General features: G+C 61.1%; 23 protein-coding genes. 7 read left to right on the forward strand and 16 right to left on the reverse strand.

The genetic code is table 11. The features are described from left to right. Positions 1-12 precede the first annotated feature (12 nt). A complete protein-coding gene (locus QRN33_RS08760) occupies positions 13-525 on the forward strand; it encodes a dihydrofolate reductase (protein ID WP_285408073.1) in 513 nt (170 codons plus the stop codon). A 90-nt stretch (positions 526-615) separates the two neighbouring features. On the opposite strand, the gene QRN33_RS08765 is transcribed toward QRN33_RS08760, so the two are convergent. Further along, positions 616-2,007 carry an L-cystine transporter gene (locus QRN33_RS08765; protein ID WP_285408075.1) on the reverse strand — a complete coding sequence of 464 codons (1,392 nt, stop codon included), beginning with the start codon at positions 2,005-2,007 and terminating at the stop codon, positions 616-618. A 239-nt stretch (positions 2,008-2,246) separates the two neighbouring features. Between QRN33_RS08765 and QRN33_RS08770 the strand changes: the two genes are divergently transcribed. Continuing rightward, positions 2,247-3,302, forward strand: a complete 1,056-nt coding sequence (locus QRN33_RS08770) for an HAD family hydrolase (RefSeq protein ID WP_227973257.1) — start codon at positions 2,247-2,249, stop codon at positions 3,300-3,302. A gap of 129 nt (positions 3,303-3,431) precedes the next feature. Here the strand turns inward: QRN33_RS08770 and ilvD are convergent, their stop codons facing one another. The 6 genes from ilvD to QRN33_RS08800 form a co-directional block, all read right to left on the reverse strand. Beyond that, positions 3,432-5,273 carry a dihydroxy-acid dehydratase gene (gene ilvD, locus QRN33_RS08775; RefSeq protein WP_024014684.1) on the reverse strand — a complete coding sequence of 614 codons (1,842 nt, stop codon included), beginning with the start codon at positions 5,271-5,273 and terminating at the stop codon, positions 3,432-3,434. A 256-nt stretch (positions 5,274-5,529) separates the two neighbouring features. Then, positions 5,530-6,762 (reverse strand): multidrug effflux MFS transporter, encoded by a 1,233-nt coding sequence (locus tag QRN33_RS08780; protein ID WP_285408078.1) that lies wholly within the window; start codon positions 6,760-6,762, stop codon positions 5,530-5,532. Beyond that, positions 6,755-7,732 carry a diiron oxygenase gene (locus tag QRN33_RS08785; protein ID WP_042606539.1) on the reverse strand — a complete coding sequence of 326 codons (978 nt, stop codon included), beginning with the start codon at positions 7,730-7,732 and terminating at the stop codon, positions 6,755-6,757. The genes QRN33_RS08780 and QRN33_RS08785 overlap by 8 nt, the downstream gene beginning before the upstream one ends. Then, the gene (locus tag QRN33_RS08790; protein WP_285408081.1) at positions 7,729-8,802 is read right to left on the reverse strand and encodes a SagB family peptide dehydrogenase; all 1,074 of its coding nucleotides are present in this window, start codon (positions 8,800-8,802) and stop codon (positions 7,729-7,731) included. The genes QRN33_RS08785 and QRN33_RS08790 overlap by 4 nt, the downstream gene beginning before the upstream one ends. Positions 8,803-9,252: 450 nt before the next feature. Beyond that, entirely contained in the window at positions 9,253-10,449 is a 1,197-nt protein-coding gene (locus tag QRN33_RS08795) for a class I SAM-dependent rRNA methyltransferase (protein ID WP_285408083.1), read from the reverse strand. 163 nt (positions 10,450-10,612) lie between these two features. Further along, positions 10,613-11,152 (reverse strand): type 1 glutamine amidotransferase domain-containing protein, encoded by a 540-nt coding sequence (locus tag QRN33_RS08800; protein WP_116658317.1) that lies wholly within the window; start codon positions 11,150-11,152, stop codon positions 10,613-10,615. A 228-nt stretch (positions 11,153-11,380) separates the two neighbouring features. Here QRN33_RS08800 and QRN33_RS08805 point away from each other — a divergent pair, with 228 nt between their 5' ends. From QRN33_RS08805 to QRN33_RS08815, 3 genes are read left to right on the forward strand one after another with little or no spacing between them, the layout of a single operon-like run. Beyond that, positions 11,381-12,193 carry an HDOD domain-containing protein gene (locus QRN33_RS08805; protein ID WP_172667857.1) on the forward strand — a complete coding sequence of 271 codons (813 nt, stop codon included), beginning with the start codon at positions 11,381-11,383 and terminating at the stop codon, positions 12,191-12,193. 12 nt (positions 12,194-12,205) lie between these two features. After that, the gene (gene mutM / locus QRN33_RS08810; RefSeq protein ID WP_285408086.1) at positions 12,206-13,018 is read left to right on the forward strand and encodes a bifunctional DNA-formamidopyrimidine glycosylase/DNA-(apurinic or apyrimidinic site) lyase; all 813 of its coding nucleotides are present in this window, start codon (positions 12,206-12,208) and stop codon (positions 13,016-13,018) included. A 55-nt stretch (positions 13,019-13,073) separates the two neighbouring features. After that, on the forward strand, positions 13,074-13,397 hold the full coding sequence (locus QRN33_RS08815) for a hypothetical protein (protein WP_042606544.1): 324 nt from the start codon (positions 13,074-13,076) through the stop codon (positions 13,395-13,397). 126 nt (positions 13,398-13,523) lie between these two features. On the opposite strand, the gene QRN33_RS08820 is transcribed toward QRN33_RS08815, so the two are convergent. The 5 genes from QRN33_RS08820 to QRN33_RS08840 all read right to left on the reverse strand — a co-directional run bounded on the left by QRN33_RS08820 (position 13,524) and on the right by QRN33_RS08840 (position 18,232). Continuing rightward, positions 13,524-13,775: a YfhL family 4Fe-4S dicluster ferredoxin gene (locus tag QRN33_RS08820; RefSeq protein ID WP_003195146.1), complete on the reverse strand. Its 252-nt coding sequence runs from the start codon at positions 13,773-13,775 to the stop codon at positions 13,524-13,526. Positions 13,776-13,905: 130 nt separating this feature from the next. Beyond that, the gene (gene coaD / locus QRN33_RS08825) at positions 13,906-14,385 is read right to left on the reverse strand and encodes a pantetheine-phosphate adenylyltransferase (RefSeq protein ID WP_042606545.1); all 480 of its coding nucleotides are present in this window, start codon (positions 14,383-14,385) and stop codon (positions 13,906-13,908) included. A gap of 115 nt (positions 14,386-14,500) precedes the next feature. After that, positions 14,501-16,096 carry a GMC family oxidoreductase gene (locus tag QRN33_RS08830; RefSeq protein ID WP_285408090.1) on the reverse strand — a complete coding sequence of 532 codons (1,596 nt, stop codon included), beginning with the start codon at positions 16,094-16,096 and terminating at the stop codon, positions 14,501-14,503. A 132-nt stretch (positions 16,097-16,228) separates the two neighbouring features. Next, positions 16,229-16,774, reverse strand: a complete 546-nt coding sequence (locus tag QRN33_RS08835) for a twin-arginine translocation pathway signal protein (protein WP_123417794.1) — start codon at positions 16,772-16,774, stop codon at positions 16,229-16,231. Positions 16,775-16,801: 27 nt separating this feature from the next. Then, complete coding sequence (locus tag QRN33_RS08840; RefSeq protein WP_285408093.1) at positions 16,802-18,232, reverse strand: coniferyl aldehyde dehydrogenase; 1,431 nt, start codon at positions 18,230-18,232, stop codon at positions 16,802-16,804. Between the two features lie 147 nt (positions 18,233-18,379). Between QRN33_RS08840 and QRN33_RS08845 the strand changes: the two genes are divergently transcribed. Then, positions 18,380-19,051: a TetR/AcrR family transcriptional regulator gene (locus tag QRN33_RS08845; RefSeq protein ID WP_016772708.1), complete on the forward strand. Its 672-nt coding sequence runs from the start codon at positions 18,380-18,382 to the stop codon at positions 19,049-19,051. 31 nt (positions 19,052-19,082) lie between these two features. Beyond that, entirely contained in the window at positions 19,083-19,937 is an 855-nt protein-coding gene (locus QRN33_RS08850) for a sulfurtransferase (protein WP_227973251.1), read from the forward strand. Positions 19,938-20,055: 118 nt separating this feature from the next. On the opposite strand, the gene QRN33_RS08855 is transcribed toward QRN33_RS08850, so the two are convergent. The 4 genes from QRN33_RS08855 to QRN33_RS08870 form a co-directional block, all read right to left on the reverse strand. Continuing rightward, positions 20,056-21,051 (reverse strand): hydrolase, encoded by a 996-nt coding sequence (locus QRN33_RS08855; protein ID WP_285408096.1) that lies wholly within the window; start codon positions 21,049-21,051, stop codon positions 20,056-20,058. A 65-nt stretch (positions 21,052-21,116) separates the two neighbouring features. Then, positions 21,117-21,731: a 16S rRNA (guanine(966)-N(2))-methyltransferase RsmD gene (rsmD, locus tag QRN33_RS08860; RefSeq protein WP_042606551.1), complete on the reverse strand. Its 615-nt coding sequence runs from the start codon at positions 21,729-21,731 to the stop codon at positions 21,117-21,119. Continuing rightward, positions 21,731-23,221 (reverse strand): M16 family metallopeptidase, encoded by a 1,491-nt coding sequence (locus QRN33_RS08865; RefSeq protein WP_285408099.1) that lies wholly within the window; start codon positions 23,219-23,221, stop codon positions 21,731-21,733. The genes rsmD and QRN33_RS08865 overlap by 1 nt, the downstream gene beginning before the upstream one ends. Beyond that, positions 23,214-24,569 carry a M16 family metallopeptidase gene (locus QRN33_RS08870; RefSeq protein ID WP_064364743.1) on the reverse strand — a complete coding sequence of 452 codons (1,356 nt, stop codon included), beginning with the start codon at positions 24,567-24,569 and terminating at the stop codon, positions 23,214-23,216. The genes QRN33_RS08865 and QRN33_RS08870 overlap by 8 nt, the downstream gene beginning before the upstream one ends. Between the last annotated feature and the right edge of the window lie 125 nt (positions 24,570-24,694).

Here is a 24,694-nt window from a genome sequence, read left to right on the forward strand (position 1 = left end):
ATCCTCGCCGCCATGACTAAATCACTCCCCCTCAGCCTGATCGCAGCCCTCGGTGAAAACCGCGTGATCGGCGTCGACAACAGCATGCCCTGGCACCTGCCGGGGGACTTCAAATACTTCAAGGCGACCACGCTCGGCAAGCCGATCATCATGGGCCGCAAGACCTGGGATTCGCTCGGTCGGCCGTTGCCTGGTCGCTTGAATATCGTGGTCAGCCGTCAGCCGGATCTGCAGCTCGAAGGCGCCGAGGTCTACCCGTCACTGGAAGCCGCCGTGGCGCGCGCCGAGGAATGGGCGAAAGCCCAGGGCGTTGATGAACTGATGCTGATTGGCGGCGCGCAGTTGTACGCGCAAGGGCTGGCGCAGGCCGATCGTCTGTACCTGACCCGCGTGGCGCTGAGCCCGCAAGGGGATGCGTGGTTTCCGGAGTTTGATTTGAGCGAGTGGAAACTGGTGTCGAATGTGCCGAATCCGGCAGAGGGTGATAAACCCGCGTACAACTTCGAGGTTTGGGAGAAAGCCTAAAAAGCATCGCGAGCAGGCTCACTCCTACAGGGGAACGCATTCCAATTGTAGGAGTGAGCCTGCTCGCGATAGCGGTCTGTCAGGCGCTACTTAAGCCTGGGCCAACTCTGCGTGCTCATCCGCATTTAGCAGCGCTTTATCCGTCTGCTGCATGACTTGGCTGGTAATCGCCCCAGCGGTGATCGAACCACTCACGTTCAACGCCGTGCGGCCCATGTCGATCAACGGCTCGACCGAAATCAGCAATGCCACCAGTGACACCGGCAGGCCCATCGCCGGCAGCACGATCAGGGCGGCGAACGTCGCACCGCCACCAACCCCAGCAACACCGGCCGAACTCAACGTGACAATCGCCACCAGCGTCGCGATCCACAGCGGATCCAGCGGGTTGATGCCGACCGTTGGCGCGACCATCACCGCCAGCATCGCCGGATAGAGGCCGGCGCAACCGTTCTGGCCGATGGTTGCGCCGAACGATGCGGCGAAACTGGCGACCGACGACGGAATGCCCAGACGACGGGTCTGCGCTTCGATGCTCAGCGGAATGGTCGCGGCGCTGGAGCGGCTGGTGAAGGCGAACGTCAGCACCGGCCAGATCTTGCGGAAGAAGCGCAACGGGTTGATCCCGGCGGCCGAAACCAGCACGCCGTGCACCACGAACATCAGACCCAGGCCGATATACGAGACCACGACGAAACTGCCGAGTTTGATGATGTCCTGCAGGTTGGAACCGGCGACCACTTTGGTCATCAGCGCCAGCACACCGTACGGGGTCAACTTCATCACCAAACGCACCAGACGCATCACCCAGGCTTGCAGGGTGTCGATGGCGTTGATCACTTTCTGACCTTTCTCGACGTCGTCCTTGAGCAGTTGCAGCGCAGCCACCCCGAGGAACGCGGCAAAAATCACCACACTGATGATCGAGGTCGGCTTGGCCCGGGCCAGGTCGGCGAACGGGTTCTGCGGGATGAACGACAGCAGCAGCTGCGGCACATTCAGGTCGGCGACCTTGCCGGCGTAGTCGTTCTGAATGGTTTGCAGGCGCGCCATTTCCTGAGTGCCGGCGACCAGACCTTCAGCGGTGAGGCCGAACAGGTTGGTCAGGCCGATGCCGATCAGCGCCGCGATGGCGGTGGTGAACAGCAGCGTGCCGATGGTCAGGAAACTGATCTTGCCCAGCGACGAGGCGTTGTGCAGACGGGCCACGGCGCTGAGGATCGAAGCGAACACCAGCGGGATCACGATCATCTGCAGCAGCTGCACGTAGCCGTTGCCGACCAGATCGAACCAGCCGATCGAGGCTTTCAGTACCGGGTTGCCAGCACCGTAGATCGTGTGCAGGGCGACGCCGAACGCCACGCCGAGGACCAGTGCAAGCAGGACTTTTTTCGCCAGGCTCCAGGTGGTGTGGCGGGTTTGCGCCAGACCGAAGAGCAGGGCGAGGAACACCAGCAGGTTGAGAATCAGCGGTAGATTCATGAGGACTCCAGAAAAGACTGTGCCAACAGCCATCCGGGGCTGCTGCGAACCGGCAAGCCTAACAGCTTGATTTGCAATGATTTAATACCGAAATGGCAGGGTGTCCGTCGTTTTTGGAATAAGCGCGTGTCGCTGTCGGCAATGCAGCTGACGCGCAGGGGACGTACGCGGTCGCTGACAGGCCAGGGTTGTCACACTTATTTGTTAGCGTCGAACTCTTTGGATCGGGGAGTAGCGCTATGAGAATTGCACGCACGTTGTTGGCTGTGGCATTGGCTGCGGGCCTGACTGGTCAGGCTTACGCCACCGAGCTCAAGCATTGGCCGGCGGATCAGGCCAAGGCGCTCGACGCGATGATCGCCGCCAACGCCAACAAGGGTAACTACGCGGTGTTCGACATGGACAACACCAGTTACCGCTACGACCTCGAAGAGTCTTTGTTGCCGTTCATGGAAAACAAGGGCCTGATCACCCGCGACAAGCTCGATCCCTCGCTGAAACTGATGCCGTTCAAGGACACCGCCGAGCACAAGGAGAGCCTGTTCAGTTATTACTACCGGCTCTGTGAAGTCGACGACATGGTCTGCTACCCATGGGTGGCGCAGGTGTTTTCCGGCTTCACCCTCAAGGAACTCAAGGGCTATGTCGACGAGTTGATGGCGTCGGGCAAACCGGTGCCCGCGACGTATTACGAAGGCGATGTGGTGAAGCAGCTGGACGTCAATCCGCCGAAGATCTTCACCGGTCAGCAGGAGCTGTACAACAAGCTGATGGAGAATGGCATCGAGGTCTACGTGATGACCGCCGCCTCCGAGGAACTGGTGCGCATGGTCGCGGCGGATCCCAAGTACGGCTACAACGTCAAACCGCAGAACGTCATTGGCGTTTCACTGCTGCTCAAGGATCAGAAGACTGGCGAGCTGACCACCGCGCGCAAGCAGATCACCGCCGGCAAATATGACGAGAAGGCCAACCTCGGCCTCGAACTGACTCCGTACCTGTGGACTCCGGCAACCTGGATGGCCGGTAAGCACGCAGCGATTCTCACCTACATCGACGAATGGAAAAAACCGGTACTGGTTGGCGGCGATACCCCGACCAGCGACGGTTACATGCTGTTCCATGATGTCGACGTGGCCAAGGGCGGCATCCACTTGTGGATCAACCGCAAGGACAAGTACATGGCGCAGATCAACGGCATGATGGCCAAGCACGCAGCGGCGCAGGCCAAGGAAGGATTGCCGGTGACGGCGGACAAGAACTGGGTGGTCGTCAAACCTGAAGAAATCCAGTAAGCCACGATCACATGTAGGAGCTGCCGAAGGCTGCGATCTTTTGATCTTGTTTTTGATCGTTCCCACGCAGAGCGTGGGAACGATCAGCCCCGCACTTGGCGGGGCATTTTTTTGTACGACGGTTAAAGCTTACAGCCCATCCAGCATCGCTTTGTTACGCACAGCACCCTTGTCGGCACTGGTCGCCAGCAGAGCGTAGGCCTTGAGGGCGGTGGTCACTTTGCGTGGACGCACCTCTACCGGTTTCCAGCCTTTCTTGTCCTGCTCGGCGCGGCGTGCCGCCAGTTCTTCGTCGCTGACCAACAGGTTGATCGAGCGGTTCGGAATGTCGATCAGCACTTTGTCGCCATCCTGCACCAGACCGATCGCGCCACCGGCCGCAGCTTCTGGCGAAGCGTGACCAATGGACAGGCCGGACGTACCGCCGGAGAAACGGCCGTCGGTGAGCAGCGCACAGGCTTTGCCCAGGCCTTTGGATTTCAGGTACGAAGTCGGGTAGAGCATTTCCTGCATGCCCGGGCCGCCTTTCGGGCCTTCGTAGCGAATGATGACGATGTCGCCTTCCTTCACTTCGTCGGCAAGAATGCCGCGCACGGCGCTGTCCTGGCTTTCGAAGATCTTCGCGTTGCCTTCGAAAACGTGGATCGACTCATCGACACCGGCGGTTTTCACCACGCAACCATCCTGCGCGATGTTGCCGTAGAGCACGGCGAGGCCGCCTTCTTTCGAATAAGCGTGCTCGAAGCTGCGGATGCAGCCGTTTTCACGGTCGTCATCCAGGGTTTCCCAGCGGGTCGACTGGCTGAATGCGGTCTGGGTCGGAATACCCGCAGGACCTGCCTTGAAGAAGTGGTGCACGGCTTCGTCGCTGGTCTGGGTGATGTCCCACTTGGCAATGGCTTCTTCCATGCTGCGACTGTGCACGGTCGGCAGGTCGGTGTGCAGCAGCCCGCCACGGGCCAGCGAACCGAGGATGCTGAAAATGCCGCCGGCGCGGTGCACGTCTTCCATGTGGTATTTCTGGATGTTCGGCGCGACTTTGCACAGCTGCGGCACGCTGCGCGAGAGACGGTCGATGTCGCGCAGGTCGAAATCGATCTCGGCCTCCTGGGCAGCAGCGAGCAAGTGCAGGATGGTGTTGGTCGAACCGCCCATGGCGATGTCGAGCATCATTGCGTTCTCGAACGCCTTGAAGTTGGCGATGTTGCGCGGCAGCACAGAGTCGTCGTTCTCGCCGTAGTAACGCTTGCACAGCTCGACGATGGTGCGCCCGGCCTGCAGGAACAGTTGTTCGCGGTCGCTGTGGGTGGCCAGGGTGGAACCGTTGCCCGGCAAGGCCAGGCCCAGTGCTTCGGTCAGGCAGTTCATCGAGTTGGCGGTGAACATGCCGGAGCACGAACCGCAGGTCGGGCAGGCGCTGCGCTCGTACTCGGCGACTTTCTCGTCAGAAGCGCTGGAGTCGGCGGCGATCACCATGGCGTCGACGAGGTCGAGACCGTGGGAGGCGAGTTTGGTCTTGCCGGCTTCCATCGGACCGCCGGAAACGAAGATCACCGGGATGTTCAGGCGCAGTGCAGCCATCAGCATGCCCGGGGTGATCTTGTCGCAGTTGGAAATGCACACGATGGCGTCAGCGCAGTGGGCGTTGACCATGTACTCGACGGAGTCGGCGATGATCTCGCGGCTCGGCAACGAATACAGCATGCCATCGTGGCCCATGGCGATGCCGTCATCGACGGCGATGGTGTTGAATTCCTTGGCCACGCCACCGGCGCGTTCGATCTCGCGGGCGACCAGTTGACCCAGGTCCTTCAGGTGCACGTGGCCCGGGACGAACTGGGTGAACGAGTTGGCGATGGCGATGATCGGCTTCTTGAAGTCGTCATCCTTCATCCCGGTGGCGCGCCACAGTGCGCGGGCGCCGGCCATGTTGCGGCCGTGGGTGGATGTTTTCGAGCGGTAATCTGGCATGGAGCACTCCGGGCGGCTAATCACGTACTAAAGGGGAGTGAGCTTCTGTTGACCTCTGAAACACCCGAAAAATGGCCGTGTGTCCGGAAGCTGCCGATGACGTTGCGGGATCGCCGCTGGTCTCAGCCTGAGCTCATAAACCCGCCGGGGATGAATGGCGATGAATGAGGCGATTCTACACCGCTGGCGTTCTGAGGGAATGGCGCAAAGCATTGTTCCCGTGCCCAAGGCGCTCGCTCAATGACGACTGGCACGGTCAATGGTCGCCCCCCGGCATTACCGGATCACTGCGCAGGTTGCGGGTGCGACGGCCGATCACGCTGTTGAGCAGCAGGGATATGCCGCTCAGCGCCACAAATCCGTAGCCCAGCGTCGCTTGCAGGTTGGTCGGGCCAAGGCTGATCAGGGCGCTGACCAGCCCGCCACAGATAAAGATGATGGTGCTGCCGGCAGACGCCGATGCGCCGGCGTTTTCGGTGAACAGGCTCATGGCCCGGGAGGTGGCCGGTGGCCGGGAAATGGTGGTGCCCGCCGTGCAGATCAGCATCGGAACAAGCACCGTCGCAGCTGACAGCTCATGGTTGGCGGCCAGGTAGAGCATCACCAGACCCGAAATCAGGATCAGACTCTGTCCGGTGAAAATCTGCTGTTGGGCATTGATAAGCCGGTTCAACACGTTGGCGAGCAAGCCGCCGAAGACATAGGAGGCGCCGTAAATCAGCAGGATCAAGGCGAAATCGTAGGGGGCCATTTGCAGCTGCTCCATGAAGATCAGCGGCGAAATGACGATGAAGGAAAAGTGGCAAGCGAAAGCGAACGCGGAAATCAGCCAACAGCTGACAAATTCGAAATTGCCCAGGACGCGTTGGTAGGACTGGATGAAGCCCAGGCGGTTGGCATCATGAGGAGGACGGCTGTTATCGAGCAGTCGCCAGGTCTTGAGCAGAACCACGGCGGCCAAGGCGATGAACACCCAGAAGCTGCCGCGCCAGCCGAACGTGGCTTGCAGAAACGTACCCGCCAGCGGCGATACCGAAATGAAGATCCCCGTCGCGGTGACCATCAGGATTCGCAGGCGGTCACGCTCGTTCCCTGCAAACAGATCCTGCACCAGAGCCTGGGACAGCACGAAGCACCCGCATCCCAGTGCCTGCATCACCCGAAAAATCAGAAACAGCGTGTAGTCATTGCTCAGCACACAGCCAAGGGCGCCGAGCAGCGACACAGTCATGCCGGCGAGCAGCAGACCCTTGCGGCCGACCACGTCGGACAGCGGACCGATCAGCAACTGGGCAAACGCAATGCCCACGGCGAACAGACTGATCGAGAGTGCGATGTCGCTCGGGGATCGATCAAAGTGTGCCGCCAGCGCCGGGAAGGACGGCAAGAGCACATCCAGCGGGAACACGCCGAGCAGGATCATTGCCAGCAACAGGCTGACGGCGCCGCGCTGTTGGCGGCGGGTAACTACCCGGCTGTGTTTATCCATCGATCAATCCTGCCTTGGCGAACAGTGTCTGGTTGTGGGGCAGTGCAAAGAAACCGGCCTTGTGCAATGCCTCCAGTGTCGGTTTGCAGCCAGCGCGGGCACGGGCGCGGTTGGCCGGCACCGTCGCCATGCCGCCGACGATTTCCATCACGTCGCTGTCAGCGATACCGACTGAACGCAGGCTTTGTTGCAGCCAGCTTTCGTCGGCTTCGAAGAAAATCGAAATGATCTCCACCAGCGTCTTGCTGACGAACAGGCGCTGCCGACTGTTCATGGCGATCCAGAAGTAATGGAAGGCTTCAGCAAAATAACGACTGTGCCGGGCCTCGTCGGCGAGGTGATCGCGCAGCATGTCGTTCACGCTGGAAACCAGCGTGTCGCGACACACCTCCAGCAGCTCCCGGGCAATGATGGTTTCCGAGACGAATCCAAGTAGAAACCAGGCCAGTGCGCGGTTCTTCTCCGGTGCGCGCGCGATCAGGGCGTTCATGCGGGTGATGCGCCTGGGGATGACAGGGCGTCGGGTGATGTTGTAGAGCGCGGCGATCTGTTCGGCAATCTGGTTTGAGAACAGTGCGTGATAGCCCTCGTCGGTATACAGCTGCAGCGCCGCGTGCTTCATCGGCAGTGGTATGTAGATGGGCAGCTCCCGGTGCACGATGACTTCCACCGCACGGTTGACGATGCGATGTTCAAGCAGCGTGGTGTAATCGAGGAAATACACAAGGTGATTGGCGGTCAGGCGATGCAGCGTTTCGCGACCCTTGGCCTGGATGGCGGGATGTGCCAGATAGGGCAGGAAGGCCGGGGGAAACCAGTAGCGCGTTTGCAATTGCTGCTCGACATTCGCCGGCAGCCGGTAGTCATGAGTGCTGCTGCGAACCGACGCGCGGCTTTCCCAATCGGGAAGGGTAAATTTAAGCGACCATGACACCGGGGCTTCGCCCTCATCCAGCGCTGTCGAAATCATGACGGTACCCCGCACAGCAGATCGCGCATTTCCTGGCACATGGCCTGACCATCGCTTTCTCCGCACCCAACGAAGAACAAAGGCTGCTCGGCGCTGCCTTCGAGACCGAGCAGGGTTTCGACCCGGGCGTCGGCAAACGCTCCCGTCAGCCAGGTACTCAGCCCCAGTGTTGTCGCCACCAGTTGGAAGGTTTGCGAGAGATGACCCGCATCAATGAACGCCATGCGGTAGGCGCGCGAATGTTCGTACTTCCACCAGAGTCGATCGAATCGCGCGGTGATGAACAGGCCCAGCGGCAGGTTATTGATGAAATGCTGGCCGCCGAGCAATTGCCCCAGCTCTGGGTCGGGCAGCGGATTGACCCGGCTCAAGGCGTGCTCCGCAGGGTGATAGGCATAGATGCCGGGTTCGAGCCCGGAGACATTCTGAGCGAGAAGAAAGCCCTCACAGGCGTTCAGGCCGCCGCCTGACGGACTGCTCCGACGCTCGCCGAGGCCTGGCGCGACGGGGTCGTCGTGCGCGTTTTCCCGCGCGGGGAGATAGCCGAGGGTGAAATACAGAAGCGTGCCGACCTCGTCCAGGGTCACCGCAGCACCGGTATAGGATCGGCAGGTCTTCCGCTGCAGCAATGCCTGAGTCAGGCTGTCAGCATTCACATCACACGGTGCAGGCAGGACGATAAGCGCTGCTGCTGATTGCCGCGTTCTGGGATTGGCGGGTTCCGGGGTTGCCAATACTTCGCGGCAGTGCGCCAGGTATTGTCTTGACCACTCATGAATGTTTTGCGGCACATGTTCGCAAGGGATGTTTTGTGTGCCGATGTGAAAGATCTTCGACAGCTCATCCCAGCCCCAATTGGGACTGTCTATTTTTGCAATGGTTAGAATGCCTGCGTGCAGAAGTTGTATGTCTATTATGTTTTGCGGGTCATACAGATTCGGGTTGTTTATAAGTTGGGCGAGGCGAGTGGAGTAGTCAAGATCAAGCTCGTGTTGAGTATGTGTCTTATAGTTCCATACAACCTGTCCGGGTGGGCGCGGCAATATAAATAGAAAAGGACTGATATACATTTATTCAATTCACTCAAGGGAAGTCTGAAGGACGCCGGAGTGCCGGCACTCTCCGGCGTCCAGACTTGCTTAGCGGGTTTTGGCTGCAACCAGGAAGGCCAGGTTGGCGAGTTTGTTTGTTTCCAGATAAATGGTTTTCATGATGTGAACTCCTTGTTCATAAGTAGTTGAAGTCGCCTCATGGCGACAACTTCATAATAGTTTGTAATCGAATATTGGCAAGGGGTTATTAAGTAGGAATATTCCAGTAATTCTGTCGGAGTGATCTAGTATTGGATATCTATCGTGTAGGTTAATTTTCCATAACTAACAGGCGTGGCGAAACGTCCTGCAAGAAAGTTGGAAGATAATTGTAGGAACACGACAAGACACTCATGGCGAGTGTGAAGAAAGGCGGGAAGGTGACGCAAAAAAACGGGGAGCTCAGTGGCTCCCCGTGTTCAACTGCATTCAGCTGTTGGGCAGCAGACGGCAGGTGATGCTCTTGATGTAGCGGGTTTCGGCGATGGCCGGATGCACCGGATGATCCGGGCCCTGGCCGCCACGCTCGAGCATCTGGATATTGCGGTCCAGGTGACGGGCGCTGGTCAGCAGGATGTTCTGCAGATCATCTTCCGGCAGGTGCATGGAGCACGAAGCACTGACCAGAATGCCGTCCTTGGTCAACAGGCGCATGGCTTGCTCGTTCAGACGACGGTAGGCGCCTTCGCCATTCTTCATGTCTTTCTTGCGTTTGATGAACGCTGGCGGATCGGCAACGATTACGTCGAAACGCTCTTCGCTGGCTTTCAGTTCCTTCAGCGCTTCAAAGACATCGCCTTCGATGCAGGTCATCTTGTCAGCGAAACCGTTCAGCGCAGCGTTGCGCTCTACACTGTCGAGGGCGAATGCGGAGGCGTCGACGCAGAACACTTCGCTGGCGCCGAACGCCGCGGCCTGCACGCCCCAGCCACCGATGTAGCTGTACAGGTCCAGCACGCGTTTGCCTTTGGCGTAGGGCGCCAGACGCGCGCGGTTCATACGGTGATCGTAGAACCAGCCGGTTTTCTGACCTTGAATGACCGGTGCCTCGAACTTCACGCCGTTTTCTTCCAGCGCGACCCACTCCGGTACCAGACCGAATACGGTTTCGACGTAGCGGTTGAGACCTTCGGCGTCGCGGGCGGCGGAGTCATTCTTGAACAGAATGCCACTTGGCTTGAGCACTTGGGTCAGCGCTGCGATCACGTCGTCCTTGTGCGCTTCCATGGTCGCCGAGGCGATTTGCACCACGAGGATGTCGCCGAAACGATCGACCACCAGACCTGGCAGCAGGTCGGAATCGCCGTAGACCAGACGGTAGAACGGCTTGTCGAACAGACGCTCGCGCAACGACAGCGCGACGTTCAGGCGATGCACCAGCAGCGACTTGTCCAGTGCCAGTTTGATGTCGCGCGAGAGCAGGCGCGCGCAGATCAGGTTGTTCGGGCTCATCGCTACGATGCCCAGCGGCTTGCCACCGGCGGCTTCGAGCACCGCCTGATCGCCGGCCTTGAAGCCGTGCAGAGGCGTGGCGGCCACGTCGATTTCGTTGCTGTAGACCCACAAGTGGCCGTTGCGCAGGCGACGGTCGGCGTTGGCTTTGAGGCGCAGGCTAGGCAGGGACATGACGTCGCTCCGGAAAAAAGAGCGGGAGTATAGCGTGTTGCGGTTTGCGCCGGGCTGAGGATGCGATGAAACGCTGATCATGCCTTCGCGAGCAGGCTCGCTCCCACAGGGGAATGCACTTCAAGTGTGGGAGCGAGCCTGCTCGCGAACGGGACCGCGAAGATTACGCAGCCAGTGCGTCAATCAGGGCCTGGCTGAACGCCGGGACATCATCCGGCTGGCGACTGCTGATCAGGTTGCCGTCCTTGACGACTTCCTGATCGACCCAGTTGACGCCGGCATTGACCAGATCGTCCTTGACGGTCTTGTAGCTGGTCATGGTCTTGCCATTGACCAGCCCCGCCGAGATCAGCAGCCAGCTGCCATGACAGATCACGGCGATCGGCTTGCCCGCCGATGCGGCAGTCTTGACCAGATGCTGAGCATCCTGATCAATGCGGATGGTATCGGAATTCTGCACACCGCCCGGCAGCAGCACTGCATCGTATTGATCGATGCTCACCGCCTGGAAGGTGTTGGCGACGGGGAAGTCGTCCGCCGGTTTGTCATGGTTCCAGCCTTTGACCGTACCGGTCTCGGCCGACAGGATATCGACCTGCACGCCGGCCTGTTCCAGGGCATCCTTGGGACCGGTCAACTCGACTTGTTCGAAACCATCGGTAACCAAAATAGCGACGCGTTTGCCATTGAGGGAAGTTGCCATCGGTAAGCTCCTGAGTCTGTGGAGATTTTGCCTTCGCAGCGAACCATCGAGGTCCGATGCGCCCTACAGAGTCCGAAGCCTGAGCGCGGATGAAAGTTCCGACGATGTGCCCATCGGTGTGTCGCCCTGCCGTTTCAGCGGTTAGAATCGCCGCCTGCCCCGGAGTGTGTACTTATGTCCCAAGAGCTGACCACCGAACAGATTCAACAATCGCTGCAAGGCATCAGTGTGCCGGCGCAACCGCAGATCATGGTGGATCTGCAAATGGAGCAGTACATGCCCGACCCGGACCTGGAGGTGATCGCCAAACTGATCTCCCAGGATCCCGGCCTGTCCGGCGCGCTGCTGAAAATCGTCAACTCGCCGTATTACGGCCTGAGCAACAAGATCACCTCGATCCAGCGGGCGGTGAACCTGTTGGGCAGCCGTTCGATCATCAACCTGATCAACGCGCAGTCGATCAAGGGCGAGATGAACGACGACACCATCGTCACCCTTAACCGTTTCTGGGACACCGCGCAGGATGTGGCGATGACCTGCCTGACCCTGGCCAAGCGCATCGGCACCCAGGCCGGTGATGAAGCCTATGCGTTGGGCCTGTTCCACGATTGCGGCGTGCCGTTGATGCTGCAGCGCTTCCCCAATTACATGACCGTGCTGGAAGAGGCTTACGCCAGCGCCAGCCCGGACTGCCGTGTGGTGGATACGGAAAACCGCGTATTCAACACCAACCACGCCGTGGTCGGTTACTACACCGCCAAGTCCTGGCGCCTGCCGGAACATGTCAGCGCCGCCATCGCCAACCACCACAACGCGCTGGCGATTTTCAACGATGAATCGTCGAAGAACAGCCAACTGAAAAATCTCCTGGCGATCCTGAAAATGGCCGAGCACATCTGCGCCTCGTATCGGGTGCTCGGCAACCAGAGCGAAGATTTCGAGTGGAATGCCGTTGGCCCGCTGGTGCTGGATTACGTCGGTCTGTCGGACTACGACTTCGAAACGCTCAAACAAACAATTCGCGACCTCGGCGCGCATTGATCCGAGGACACCATGCCTGAACTGCCGGAAGTCGAAACAACCCGTCGCGGAATTGCCCCGCACCTTGAGGGCCAACGGGTCAGCCGGGTCATCGTCCGCGACCGGCGCCTGCGCTGGCCGATCCCGGAAGACCTCGATGTGCGCCTGTCCGGGCAGCGCATCGTGCTGGTCGAGCGGCGGGCCAAGTATCTGTTGATCAACGCCGAGATCGGCACGCTGATCAGTCACTTGGGCATGTCGGGCAATATGCGCCTGGTCGAGGCGGGGTTGCCGGCGTTGAAGCACGAACACGTCGACATCGAACTGGAATCGGGACTGGCCCTGCGTTACACCGATCCGCGACGGTTCGGCGCGATGCTGTGGAGCACCGACCCGCTCAATCACGAGCTGCTGATTCGCCTCGGGCCGGAGCCGCTGACTGATCTGTTCGATGGCGAGCGCTTGTTCCAGCTGTCACGCGGCCGCGCGATGGCGGTCAAGCCGTTCATCATGGACAACGCGGTGGTGGTCGGAGTCGGCAATATTTACGCGACCGAAGCGCTGTTCGCCGCCGGTATCGATCCGCGCCGCGAAGCGGGGGGCATTTCCCGCGGGCGTTATCTGAAACTGGCGATCGAAATCAAACGCATCCTTGCCGCTGCCATCGAGCGGGGCGGCACGACATTGCGCGATTTCATTGGCGGTGACGGTCAGCCGGGATACTTCCAGCAGGAGCTGTTTGTTTATGGTCGGGGTGGTCAGCACTGCAAGGTCTGCGGCACCGGCCTGCGCGAAGTGAAGCTTGGCCAGCGCGCCAGCGTGTTTTGCCCGCGCTGCCAGACCTGAAAAATCCTTGGGTCTATAGTGAGAAGTCTCACTGTTCAGCCCGAAGGATCGTGCCATGAAAGTCCTGCAAGTCTTCTTCGTCACGCTGCTGCTGTGTTCCAGCCTGCTCGTTCAGGCCTCGGAAAGCGGCAGCGGTGACCCCCGTTACACCATCCAGAATCCCCCGGCGTACGCCATGCTCGGCGACCTGCTGATTGCTCGACCCTTGCTGGTGGTGGCGACGGTGATCGGTGCGGGAGCGTTTGTGGTGTCGCTGCCGTTTACCGCGCTGGGTGGCGGTGTTGGCGATGCCGGACAGGCGCTGGTGGTCGACCCGGCGAAAGCAGCGTTTGTGCGGTGTCTGGGGTGTACGGGGGAGGGGTTCGAACAGCGCGAGTGAGCTGATCGGATTTCAGCGGTGTGGCTGATGGCCCATTCGCGAGCAGGCTCGCTCCCACAGGGGAATGCATTGCAAAATGTGGGAGCGAGCCTGCTCGCGAAGAGGGCCAGACGGGCACCGAAGAGATCAGGCCTTGCCGGTGATCTTGCGGTATTTCTCCATCAACTGCTCTTCAGTCTCCGGATGGGCTTCGTCCAGTGGAATGCAATCCACCGGGCAGACCTGCTGGCACTGCGGTTCGTCATAGTGGCCGACGCACTGGGTGCACAGGTTCGGGTCGATCACGTAGATCTCTTCGCCTTGGGAAATGGCGGCGTTCGGGCACTCGGGTTCGCAGACGTCGCAGTTGATGCAATCGTCGGTGATGATCAGGGACATGCTAACTCCAGCCGGGGCAGCAGGCCCGGGCGCTATAAATCAATGCGCGCAATTGTGCCGCATTGGCGAGCGCAGTGCACGCGGGGGCGATCAAGGGCTGCAAAACAGAGATCGCAGCCTTCGACAGCTCCTACTTTTTGAAGCGTAGGGTCAGTGCGTCGGCCACGGCCGGGTGGACGAACTTGCTAATATCACCGCCCAGCGCAGCAATTTCCCGCACCAGCGTCGAGGAAATGAACGAATAACGCTCGGACGGTGTGAGAAACAGGCTCTCCACATCCGGCGCCAGTTGACGGTTCATGTTGGCCAGCTGGAATTCGTATTCGAAGTCCGACACCGCGCGCAGACCACGCAGGAACACATTGGCGTTCTGCTCTTTGGCGAAATGCGCAAGCAGCGTCGAGAAACCGACCACTTCCACGTTCGGCAGGTGTCTGGTGACCTCGCGAGCCAGTTCGACCCGTTGTTCCAGCGGGAACAGCGGGTTCTTTTTCGGGCTGGCGGCGACCGCTATGATCACGTGATCGAACAGGCGCGAGGCGCGTTCGACCAGATCGCCATGGCCCTTGGTAATAGGGTCGAAGGTACCTGGGTACAACACTCGGTTCATCGCGTCGTCCTGGCGGGAGTCCGTTGGGGAGTCGGATGGTATCGCAGCCTTCCCGGTCGGCCAAGTCGCCTGTTCGGTAAGAAAGCACTATAGACGATAGGAACAGGCTGCTTTTTCATGGATTTTTCAGTCGATCCGCCAGGGCCGTTGCCAGTTGCGCGGTCAGGCCATACACCGACAGCTGCGGGTTGGCACCGATGCTGGTGGGGAACAGCGAGCCGTCGTGGATCGACAGATTACTGAGCTGGTGATGGCGACCGAGGCTGTCGGCGACCGCACTGTTCGGATCTTCACCCATCGCACAACCGCCCATGACGTGGGCACTGCCCAGTCGCGTGCGGTACAACTCCAGGCTCAATCCATCGATCAGCGAGCGGGCCCCAGACAGTGTCTTCACATAGCGACCGTCGGCATGCATCGGCATCACCGCTTGCGCGCCGCCGGCGAACTGGATTTCCGCCATAACGTGAAAGGCCTGGCGCAAACCGTCCCAGGCGTACTGCGAGACCTGATAGTCGAGCACTGGCGAGCCGTCGCCGCGCAGTTCCACCGAGCCACCGCTGCTGTCCGGGTGAAAGCCGTCGCGCAGCAGCGCCAGCATGGCGTGGGTGTGCGGCAGGTCGGCCATGTGTTGCGCGTTCTCGCGGCCGAAACCGCCGAGCAGCGTCGCCGCCAGCGCCGGGTGCAGCGGTGGTACTTCGAGCTTGAAAGCCATCGGGCCGGTGGTGCCGTCCTTCCACTGGAAATGGTCGGAATAGATGGACTGCGGCGCGCCGTAAAACGGATTGACCACCTCGGCGAAACGCGCGGCGGACATGTTCACCGGATGCAGGAAGGTACGCTTGCCCAGGCACGCATGCGGATCCGGCGCGTCCGAGCGCAGCAGCAACGCCGGGCTGTTGATGCCGCCGCCGGCCAGCACGTAATGCCGCGCCTTGACCGTAATGCTGCGCCCGGTCGGCTCGACGCAGCGTTCGTCCATTGCCACGCAATGCAGCCCGGTAACCTTGTCGCCGCTGATCAGCAGCTTCTCCACCCGCGCCAGATACAGCAGCTCGCCGCCCTTTTCCAGCGTCGCCGGGATGGTCGTGACCATCATCGATTGCTTGGCGTTGCTCGGGCAGCCCATGCCGCAATAGCCGAGGTTCCAGCAGCCACGCACATTGCGCGGGATCACGTGCCAGCTGTAGCCGAGTTGCTCGCAGCCTTTGCGGATCACGTCGTTGTTGGCGTTAGGCGGCACCATCCATGGGGCGACGCCGAGGCGCTGCTCCATTTTTTCGAACCACGGCGCCATCTCTGCCGGGCTATGGCCTTTGACGTTGTGTTCCCTGGCCCAGTGTTCGAGGGTCGGTTCGGGTGTGCGAAAGCTTGAGGTCCAGTTGATCAGTGTCGTGCCGCCGACTGCGCGGCCCTGCAGGATAGTGATTGCGCCGTCCTTGCTCATCCGCCCGATGCCTTCCTGATACAGGCTGCTGTAGGCCTCGTCCTCGAGCAGTTTGAAATCCGAACTGGTTTTCAGCGGGCCTTCTTCGATCAGCAGGACTTTGTAGCCGGCTGCGCTGAGGATTTCCGCTGTGGTGCCGCCGCCGGCGCCGCTGCCGATGATCGCCACATCGGCTTGGAGGGTGAGGTCGTCGCTCAGTTGCGCGCCGTTGTAGGTTTTCCAGCCTCGGGCGAGGCCTTCGCGGAAGGGGTCGGGTACGGGCATCGATCAGGTTCTCTTTATTATTTTGGATGCGGCGGTGTGGCGGCCGACCTCTTCGCGAGCAGGCTCGCTCCCACATTTGAAATGCATTTTCCTGTGGGAGCGAGCCTGCTCGCGAAGGGCGCGACGCCGATCTCAAACTTTAGGCGGCCCGGGATAACCGCAATGCGCCCAGGATTCGGCGCGGGTGTACCAGGCCATCATCACCATCTGCTGCAACGAGCTGTGGCCCATGCGCAGCAGGCTCAGGGAACTGTTCTCCCAGCGTTCAAGGAACTGCCGCATCGCGTCGGGACTGGCGTTTTCCCAGTTGCCCCAGATTCCGGTCAGCGGCCCACGGGTCACGGCCATGCCGAGCACATCGAACAGCTGTCGAGTGAGCTTGAGCATTTCCGGCGACAGGTGATCGAGGCTGTAGTCCAGCGACTTCAGTGTGCCGTCGACCGCTGCGGGCATTTTCTCCGCCGCCACAGCACCGTCGAGCATCACCGGGATAAGCGCGCGCAGAAACAGCAGATCGCCGTCGCGCAAACTGACAAAGCCGTTGGCGCTGACGCTCGACGAGCAGCCAGTCAGGCTGGCGCCAAGGCCGGCGGTGGCGAGAAACGCCGTGGCGCCGAGGCTGAATTTCAGCAGGCCACGGCGCGACAGGGCGGGTGTTTCAGTCAGGCTTGGGTGCATTGTTGTTATTACCCGGGTCGACAGCATTTAGCGGATGAACAGTTTCTGAATCAGTTTCTGAATCGACGTGCCATATGGCGGGTAGATCAACCGGGCCGCGTTGAACCGCTGTTTGATCAACACGCCTTTGGCCTTGCTGAAGGTCAGGAAACCTTCATGGCCGTGGTAATGGCCCATGCCTGACGGACCGATGCCACCGAAGGGCATATCGTCCTGGGCGACGTGCAACAGGGTGTCGTTCAGGCACACACCGCCGGAATGGGTCTCGTGCAGCACGCGATGCTGTTCGCGCTTGTCGTAGCCAAAGTAGTAAAGAGCCAGAGGACGAGGGCGCTGATTGATGTAAGCGAATGCCTGCTCCAGATCGCGATAAGGCACGATCGGCAGCAGCGGGCCGAAGATTTCGTCCTGCATCACGCTCATCTCGTCGCTGACATTCAGCAGGACGCTGTGCGGCATGCGCCGGCCCTGGCCTTGTTCGAACAACGGGATCAGCAGCGCGCCCTTGCTGGTCGCGTCGCTGATGTAAGCATTGAGCCTCGCCAACTGGCGTTCGTTGATGATTGCCGTGTAGTCGGCGTTGTCCGCCAGGGTCGGGTAAAAGCCTTTTACGGCCTGACGATAGGCCTCGACGAAAGCGCCGACGCGGTCTTCCGGCACCAGCACATAGTCGGGGGCGACACAGGTCTGCCCGGCGTTGAGGGTTTTACCGAAGGCGATGCGTTCGGCGGCGTCCTTCAATGGCACGTCTCTGGAGACGATGGCCGGCGACTTGCCGCCCAGTTCCAGCGTCACTGGCGTCAGGTTCTCCGCCGCCGCACGCATGACGTGTTTGCCGACGCTGGTGGAACCGGTGAACAGCAGATGATCGAAAGGCAGACGCGAGAACGCCATGCCGACATCCGCTTCGCCCAGCACCACGCAGACCAGGTCTTCAGGGAAGATCCGCGCGAGCAATTGCTTGAGCAGCAGCCCGGTCGCCGGGGTCGATTCGCTGAGCTTGAGCATCACCCGATTGCCCGCCGCCAGCGCGCCGACCATCGGCCCCACGGCCAGATACAGCGGGTAGTTCCACGGCACGATCACACCGACCACGCCCAGCGGCTGATAGACCACTTTCGCCGAAGCCGGCTGGAACGCCATGCCGACCTTGCGCCGCGAGGGCTTCATCCATTTCTTCAAATGACGGCTGGCGTAGTGAATGCCGTGCAGGCTCGGCATCAGTTCGGCGAGCAGGGTTTCGTCGGCGCTGCGGTGACTGAAATCGGCGCTGATCGCCTCTATCAATGCCTGGCGCTCGGCGTTGAGCAGGTCGCGCAAAGCCTTGAGCCACTGCTGACGTTGCGCGGCCGGCGGCATCGGGTTGGCGGCATACGCCGCCCGTTGCGCCTGGAACTGCCGGTCAAGGGTTTCAGCAGGTTGTTGCAGGGTTTGCAGGTAGGCAATGTCGGCAGTCATCGCAGGCTCCGGATTTTGTTGTAATGAGCACTTTTTAGAGTCGATGCTCTAGAAAGTCAAACGACTTCCGCGCACGTCAGTGTTTTATCCATTTCCGGTTAGGTCGTAAGATGCGCCGTCTACGCACTCTGAATTAAAGCTCAAGCCATGGCCCCACGAATAAAAACCAGCGAGCGCATCGTTCAGAACAGCCTGGAGCTGTTCAATCAGCAGGGCGAGCGCAGCGTCAGCACCAACCACATCGCCGCGCACATGGAGATTTCTCCGGGCAACCTGTACTACCACTTCCCCAACAAGCAGGCGATCATCGCCGTGTTGTTCAGTGAGTACGAAGCCCTGGTAGACAGCTTTCTGCGTCCGCCCCAGGGCCGCCCGGCAACGGTCGAGGACAAGCGTTTCTATTTGAAGGAACTGCTTTCGGCCATGTGGCGCTACCGGTTTCTGCACCGCGACCTCGAGCATCTGCTCGACAGCGATGCGGAACTGGCCGCGCGTTATCGGCGCTTTTCCCAGCGTTGCGTGATCCAGGGCGCAGCCATCTACGAAGGCTTCGTCGCCGCCGGCATCCTGAAAATGGACCGCGTACAGATCGAATCGCTGACCCTCAACGCCTGGATCATCCTGACCTCGTGGGTACGCTTTCTGTGCACCACACGGGAAAACTCCAACCACCTCAGCGAACAGGCCGTGAAGCGCGGCGTGTATCAGGTGCTGGTGCTGGAAGCGGGGTTTGTCACCGATCAGGCGCGTGATGAGGTCAATGCTTTGTTCGACGAGTTCTATGTGCCGCTGGCGCAGGCCCTTGAAGACGTGAAATAAACCGTTCAGCCGAATGCCACAGGAGCCCGATATGTCGATTGCGCAGTTGATCAGCCCACAAGCTTTGGACGCTCGCAAAGAGCAGCCGGGGCTGGTGATTCTCGATTGTCGTTTCGCCCTTGAAGATCCGGACTATGGCCAGCGCAGCTATGCCGAAGGGCACATTGCCGGGGCGAGTTTCGCCGATCTGGAGCGTGATCTGAGCGGTAAGGTCGAGAGGGGCGTGACCGGACGTCATCCGTTGCCCGAGCCGGCGGCGCTGATCGAACGCCTGCAAGCCTGGGGCATCAGCAACGACAGCGATGTGGTTTTGTACGATGACGGCCCGGGTGCCTACGCGGCACGGGCGTGGTGGTTGCTTGCATGGTTGGGCAAGCGCGACGGCGTATTCATTCTCGATGGCGGGCTCAAGGCCTGGCACGCCGCCGGTCTGCCCCTGAGCCTGGATCCGCCGAGCGTGACGCCGGGTAACTTCAGCGGTCAGCCGGACATGAGCCTGCTGCTCAGCGCCGAGCAATTGCAGCAACGCCTCACCCAGCCAACGCTGACCCTGCTCGACGCCCGCGCCTTGCCGCGCTTCAAGGGCGAAGTGGAACCGATCGATCCGGTCGCCGGGCACATTCCCGGGGCGCAATGTGCGGCGTTCACCGATAACCTGGGCAGTGACGGACGATTCCTGCCGGCGGAGCAGCTCAAGCAGCGTTTCGCTGCGAAACTGGGCGATCGCTCGCCGTCGGAGCTGGTCGCGTACTGCGGATCCGGGGTGACGGCGTGTCACAACCTGTTTGCACTGTGTCTGGCCGGCTATCCGCTGGGCGCACTGTATGCCGGATCGTGGAGCGAATGGATCAATCAGCCTTCGCGCGGCATTGCCACCGGCGAATAATCACCGAGTCCCCCTGTAGGAGTGAGCCTGCTCGCGATGGCGTCGGCACGTTCAGCATCGCGTCGACTGACACACCGCCATCGCGAGCAGGCTCGCTCCTACAAGGGATATGTGGCGTTCACTGACTGGTTGCAGCGAGCCATTGCGGTATGCGCCGCTCCAGGTAATACCCGGGCCGGCGCAGCGAGCCGTCGACGAAGCCGACATGACCGCCCCGCGCCTGCAATTCGTACTGAGTGCAGGCTGACAACTCATCGGCTTGCGGCAGGCTGTGGGGAAATACGAACGGATCGTCCGCCGCCTGAATGATCAGCGTCGGCGTGCGGATCTCGCCAAGGTAGTAGCGGCTCGAAGCGCGGCGGTAGTAATCCTCGGCATCATTGAAACCATGCAGTGGCGCGGTGACCCGGCCATCGAAATCCCAGAACGTGCGCATGTTTTCCAGCGAGCCGAGTGCGGCCAGTTTCGCCAGGCCGTCTTCGCGCCCGTCATGCTGGAACTGGCGCTGCTTGTTCTTGATGTAGGCGACCATCTCGCGCATGAAGTGCGCCTGATATACCCGCGAGAATCCCTGGCCGATGCGGTCCGCGCACTGATCCAGCCTGAACGGTACCGACACTGCCACTGCGCCGAGCACGCCGCTCTGGCTGCCGGTTTCGCCGAGGTGTTTGAGCAGCACGTTGCCGCCCAGGGAATAGCCGACCGCATACAACGGTGCCAACGGACGTTTCGCGCGCAGGTGCTGGATGGCTTCGGCAAGGTCTTCGCTAGCGCCGGAGTGGTAGCTGCGCGGCAGCAGATTCGGCTCGCCGGAACAACCACGCCAGTTCAGCGCGACGCTGGCCCAGCCCTGGTCGGCCAAAGCCTTTTGGATGCCCGCCACATAGGGTGAATTGGAAGAACCGGTCAGCCCGTGCAGCACCAGCACCAGCGGCGCCTCGGCACTGTGCGGGCCGTGCCAGTCGAGGTCGAGGAAGTCGCCGTCCTCGAGCCACAGGCGTTCGCGCTCGCGCTTGATGTGCACGGTTTTGCGCCACAGCGGGCCCCACAGGGTCTGCAGATGAGGATTGCCGAGGCCGAAGGCGGGGATGAAGCGTTCTGGCGAAGGGGGCACGATGATTCTCGATGGGCTTGTGGCGAGGAAGCACGCCCCCTCGCCGCAGGTTGCTTGCGACCTTGTCAGCCGGCGATGTCCGCCGTGCGCTGCCATAACGCGTAGTACACGCGACCGGATTTCTGTTCGCGATGCAGGCGCCAGTTGCCCGGCAGGCCCAACGTCGACGGCGCGGTTTCGCTTTCAGTGTAGATCCACGAGTCGGCCGCCAGCCATTGGCGCTCTTCCAGCAAAGTACAAACCGCTGGCAGCAGGTTTTGATTGAACGGCGGGTCGAGGAATACCAGATCGAACGGCGTTGCGGTCTGGGTTTCCAGGTAGCGCAGCGCATCGGCGGTTTGTACCTGACCGTTGCTGCAGCGCAGGGTGCCGAGGTGTTCTTTCAGGCTCGATACCGCAACGTTACTGGCGTCCAGCGCCTGGGCCGTGGCCGCGCCGCGGGACAGCGCTTCGAGAAACAACGCGCCGCTGCCGGCGAACGGGTCGAGCACTTTCGCCCCTTCGACGTACGGCGCGAGCCAGTTGAACAGGGTTTCGCGCACACGATCCGGGGTCGGGCGCAGGCCCGGCGCGTCAGGAAAGCTCAGTTTGCGGCTGCGCCACTGGCCACCAATGATGCGCAGTTGGTTCACGCCGTTGTGCACGTTTTGCACAGGTTTTTTCGGTGATCGAGTCGCCATTAATGCTCCGGAACCCCGAGCGGTTGCTCGGCAGGTTTATCAGATGGGGCCGGTAACGGCTTTTGCGGCACGGTCGGGCCAGCGGTGACGATGACCATTTTCTCCGTGCTCAGGTGTTTGTTCAGCGCATCACGGACCTGCTCCACAGTCAGGCTCTGCGATTGACGCATGAAGTCGTCCAGATAGCTCAGCGGCAGATTATAGAAGCCCATGGCGCCGAGCTGGCCAACGATGTCGGCGTTGCTCGCGGTGGACAGCGGGAAGCTGCCGGCCAGTTCGCGCTTGGCATCGTCGAGTTCTTTTTGTGTCGGCCCGGTTTTCAGGTAGTCGGCGAGCACGTCCTGCACCAGTTTCAGGGTGCCTTCGCTCATCTCGGCGCGGGTCTGCAGGTTGATCATGAACGGGCCACGGGCCTGCATCGGGCTGAACGCCGAATACACGCCGTAGGTCAGGCCACGCTTCTCGCGCACTTCGCTCATCAGGCGCGTGCCGAACCCGCCGCCACCGAGGATCTGATTGCCCAGCGACAGCGCGGCGTAATCCGGATCGTCACGATCGATGCCCAGTTGCGCGAGCATCAGGTTGGTCTGTTTCGACGGAAACTCGATGTGGTTGATGCTGGCCTTTGGTTCCTGCGGCGCAGCGATCTTCGCCAGTGCCGGACCTTTGGGCAGGGCAGAGGAGACCTGATTGGCGATGGCCTCGGCGTCGGCTCGCGACAGATCGCCGACCAGCGCAATCACCGCATTGCCGGCGGCATAGGCCTTGGCGTGAAACTCGCGCAATTGCGCGACGGTGATCTTCGGCACGCTTTGCGGATTGCCATCGCTGGAATGCGCGTATGGATGCTCGCCGTACAGACGCTTCATCAGCTCGAGGCTGGCGAGTTTGCCGGGGTTCTGTTTCTGGTATTCGAAACCGGCGAGCAACTGGTTCTTGATGCGCGCGAAGGAGTCGGCGGGAAAGGTCGGTTTGCCGACGACTTCGGCGAACAGCTTCAGCGCCGGCTCACGCTGCTCGGGTGCGCTCAGGCTGCGCAGCGAGGCCAGCGCCATGTCCTTGAACGCACCGTTGCCGAAGTCGGCCCCAAGGCCCTCAAAACCCTGGGCAATAGCGCCGACGTCTTTGCCAGCGATGCCTTCGTTGAGCATGGCGTTGGTCAGCACCGCGAGGCCGGGCACGTTGCCGTCCTGACTGCTGCCGGCGGCGAAGATCAGGCGCATGTCGAACATCGGCAGCTCATGGGCTTCGACAAACAGCACTTTCGCGCCTTCGGCGGTGTTCCAGGTCTGCACATCGAGCTTGCGGCTGGCCGGGGCCTTGCCGTCGAGTTCGGCCAGCGATTGCAGTTTCTGGCTGGACTTGGCGTTATCCAGTGCTTCGCTGGCGTGGCTGTCGGCGCCAGGTGACAGATAGACCGCCGCCGAACCGATCACCGCGACAGCAATCAGGCCGAGCAGCATCAGGCGTGGGGTTTTGCGCTCACTCATGAGTCGTCTCCATTGGCAGGACGTGGGCGACGCTGAGACGTTCGCGGGTGAAATACTTTTTCGCGGCGTTCTGGATGTCTTGCGGAGTCACGCTTTCCAGATCGGCCAGTTCGGTGTCCATCAGCTTCCATGACAGCCCGACTGTTTCCAGTTGACCGATGGCGGTGGCCTGGCTGGTGATCGAATCACGCTCATAGACCAGCCCGGCGATGACCTGTGCGCGCACGCGTTCCAGCTCTTCGGCAGACGGTGCGGTGGTCTTCAGCTGCTCGAGCAGTTTCCACAAACCGGCTTCAGCCTGAGCGATGGTCTTTTTCTTCTGCGTGTTCGGCGTCGCCGACAGGGTGAACAGGCTGTCGCCACGGGTGTAGGCGTCGTAGTCCGACGAACCGCCGGAGACCAATTCTTCACCGCGTTCCAATTGCGTCGGAATGCGTCCGCTGTAGCCGCCGTCGAGCAGCGCGGAGATCAGGCGCAGGGCGTTGACCGAGCGTTTGTCTTCAGCCGTGGCAATGCTTGGCACGTTGAAGCCGAGCATCAGGCTGGGCAATTGGGTTTGCACGCGCAGGGTGATCTGGCGTTCGCCGGGCTCGGCCAGTTCCAGCGGTTTTTTCGCCGGTGGTACCTCGCGTTTGGCGACGGGGCCGAAGTAGCGCTGGGCGAGGGTTTTCACCTCGTCCGGAGTGACGTCACCGACCACCACCAGCGTGGCGTTGTTCGGCGCGTACCAGGATTGGTACCAGTGGCGCAGTTCTTCGACTTTCATGCGTTCCAGATCCGCCATCCAGCCGATGGTCGGCGTGTGGTAGCCGCTGGCCGGGTAGGCCATGGCTTTGTAGCGCTCGTAGGCTTTGGACATCGGCTTGTCATCGGTGCGCAGGCGGCGCTCTTCCTTGATGACTTCGATTTCCTTGGCGAACTCGTCGGCGGGCAGGCGCAGGTTGGCCATGCGGTCCGCTTCCAGCTCAAAGGCCACGCCGAGGCGATCGCGGGCCAGCACCTGGTAGTAAGCGGTGAAGTCGTCGCTGGTGAAGGCATTCTCTTCGGCGCCGAGGTCGCGCAGGATCAGCGAGGCTTCGCCGGGGCCGACTTTTTCGCTGCCCTTGAACATCATGTGTTCGAGCGCGTGGGACAAACCGGTCTGGCCCGGGGTTTCGTAGCTGGAGCCGACCTTGTACCAGATCTGCGAAACGACGACAGGCGCACGATGGTCTTCGCGCACGACGACCTTGAGGCCGTTGTCGAGGGTGAATTCATGGGTCGGTTGCGGGTCGGCCGCCAGGGCCGAAAGGGGCAGGCAGACTGCGCTGAGCAGCAGGCCAGCAGCGCGGCGGGCTAGAGCATTCATTCGTTTTTCAACCTGTTGGGCTGCCCGCTTGGTCTTAGCGTCGGCGGGCGAGAGGTAGGGCGTGTCATTGATCATTACCAGTACCGCGCCGGCGCCTGATAGTGTGCAGGGCAAGGCGCGAGGAG

This window comes from Pseudomonas sp. FR229a (genome assembly GCF_030209115.1).
Classification (GTDB): domain Bacteria; phylum Pseudomonadota; class Gammaproteobacteria; order Pseudomonadales; family Pseudomonadaceae; genus Aquipseudomonas; species Aquipseudomonas moraviensis_A.

Coding starts and splice junctions, on each gene's coding strand:
- QRN33_RS08845 (WP_016772708.1), top strand. CDS start 18,380: ATGGCCCCACGAATAAAAACCAGCGAGCGCATCGTTCAGAACAGCCTG.
- QRN33_RS08865 (WP_285408099.1), bottom strand. CDS start 23,221: ATGAGTGAGCGCAAAACCCCACGCCTGATGCTGCTCGGCCTGATTGCT.
- QRN33_RS08770 (WP_227973257.1), top strand. CDS start 2,247: ATGAGAATTGCACGCACGTTGTTGGCTGTGGCATTGGCTGCGGGCCTG.
- ilvD (WP_024014684.1), bottom strand. CDS start 5,273: ATGCCAGATTACCGCTCGAAAACATCCACCCACGGCCGCAACATGGCC.
- QRN33_RS08795 (WP_285408083.1), bottom strand. CDS start 10,449: ATGTCCCTGCCTAGCCTGCGCCTCAAAGCCAACGCCGACCGTCGCCTG.
- QRN33_RS08760 (WP_285408073.1), top strand. CDS start 13: ATGACTAAATCACTCCCCCTCAGCCTGATCGCAGCCCTCGGTGAAAAC.
- QRN33_RS08800 (WP_116658317.1), bottom strand. CDS start 11,152: ATGGCAACTTCCCTCAATGGCAAACGCGTCGCTATTTTGGTTACCGAT.
- QRN33_RS08765 (WP_285408075.1), bottom strand. CDS start 2,007: ATGAATCTACCGCTGATTCTCAACCTGCTGGTGTTCCTCGCCCTGCTC.
- QRN33_RS08820 (WP_003195146.1), bottom strand. CDS start 13,775: ATGTCCCTGATCATCACCGACGATTGCATCAACTGCGACGTCTGCGAA.
- QRN33_RS08815 (WP_042606544.1), top strand. CDS start 13,074: ATGAAAGTCCTGCAAGTCTTCTTCGTCACGCTGCTGCTGTGTTCCAGC.
- coaD (WP_042606545.1), bottom strand. CDS start 14,385: ATGAACCGAGTGTTGTACCCAGGTACCTTCGACCCTATTACCAAGGGC.
- QRN33_RS08785 (WP_042606539.1), bottom strand. CDS start 7,732: ATGATTTCGACAGCGCTGGATGAGGGCGAAGCCCCGGTGTCATGGTCG.
- rsmD (WP_042606551.1), bottom strand. CDS start 21,731: ATGGCGACTCGATCACCGAAAAAACCTGTGCAAAACGTGCACAACGGC.
- QRN33_RS08840 (WP_285408093.1), bottom strand. CDS start 18,232: ATGACTGCCGACATTGCCTACCTGCAAACCCTGCAACAACCTGCTGAA.
- QRN33_RS08835 (WP_123417794.1), bottom strand. CDS start 16,774: ATGCACCCAAGCCTGACTGAAACACCCGCCCTGTCGCGCCGTGGCCTG.
- QRN33_RS08870 (WP_064364743.1), bottom strand. CDS start 24,569: ATGAATGCTCTAGCCCGCCGCGCTGCTGGCCTGCTGCTCAGCGCAGTC.
- QRN33_RS08850 (WP_227973251.1), top strand. CDS start 19,083: ATGTCGATTGCGCAGTTGATCAGCCCACAAGCTTTGGACGCTCGCAAA.
- QRN33_RS08830 (WP_285408090.1), bottom strand. CDS start 16,096: ATGCCCGTACCCGACCCCTTCCGCGAAGGCCTCGCCCGAGGCTGGAAA.
- QRN33_RS08780 (WP_285408078.1), bottom strand. CDS start 6,762: ATGGATAAACACAGCCGGGTAGTTACCCGCCGCCAACAGCGCGGCGCC.
- mutM (WP_285408086.1), top strand. CDS start 12,206: ATGCCTGAACTGCCGGAAGTCGAAACAACCCGTCGCGGAATTGCCCCG.
- QRN33_RS08790 (WP_285408081.1), bottom strand. CDS start 8,802: ATGTATATCAGTCCTTTTCTATTTATATTGCCGCGCCCACCCGGACAG.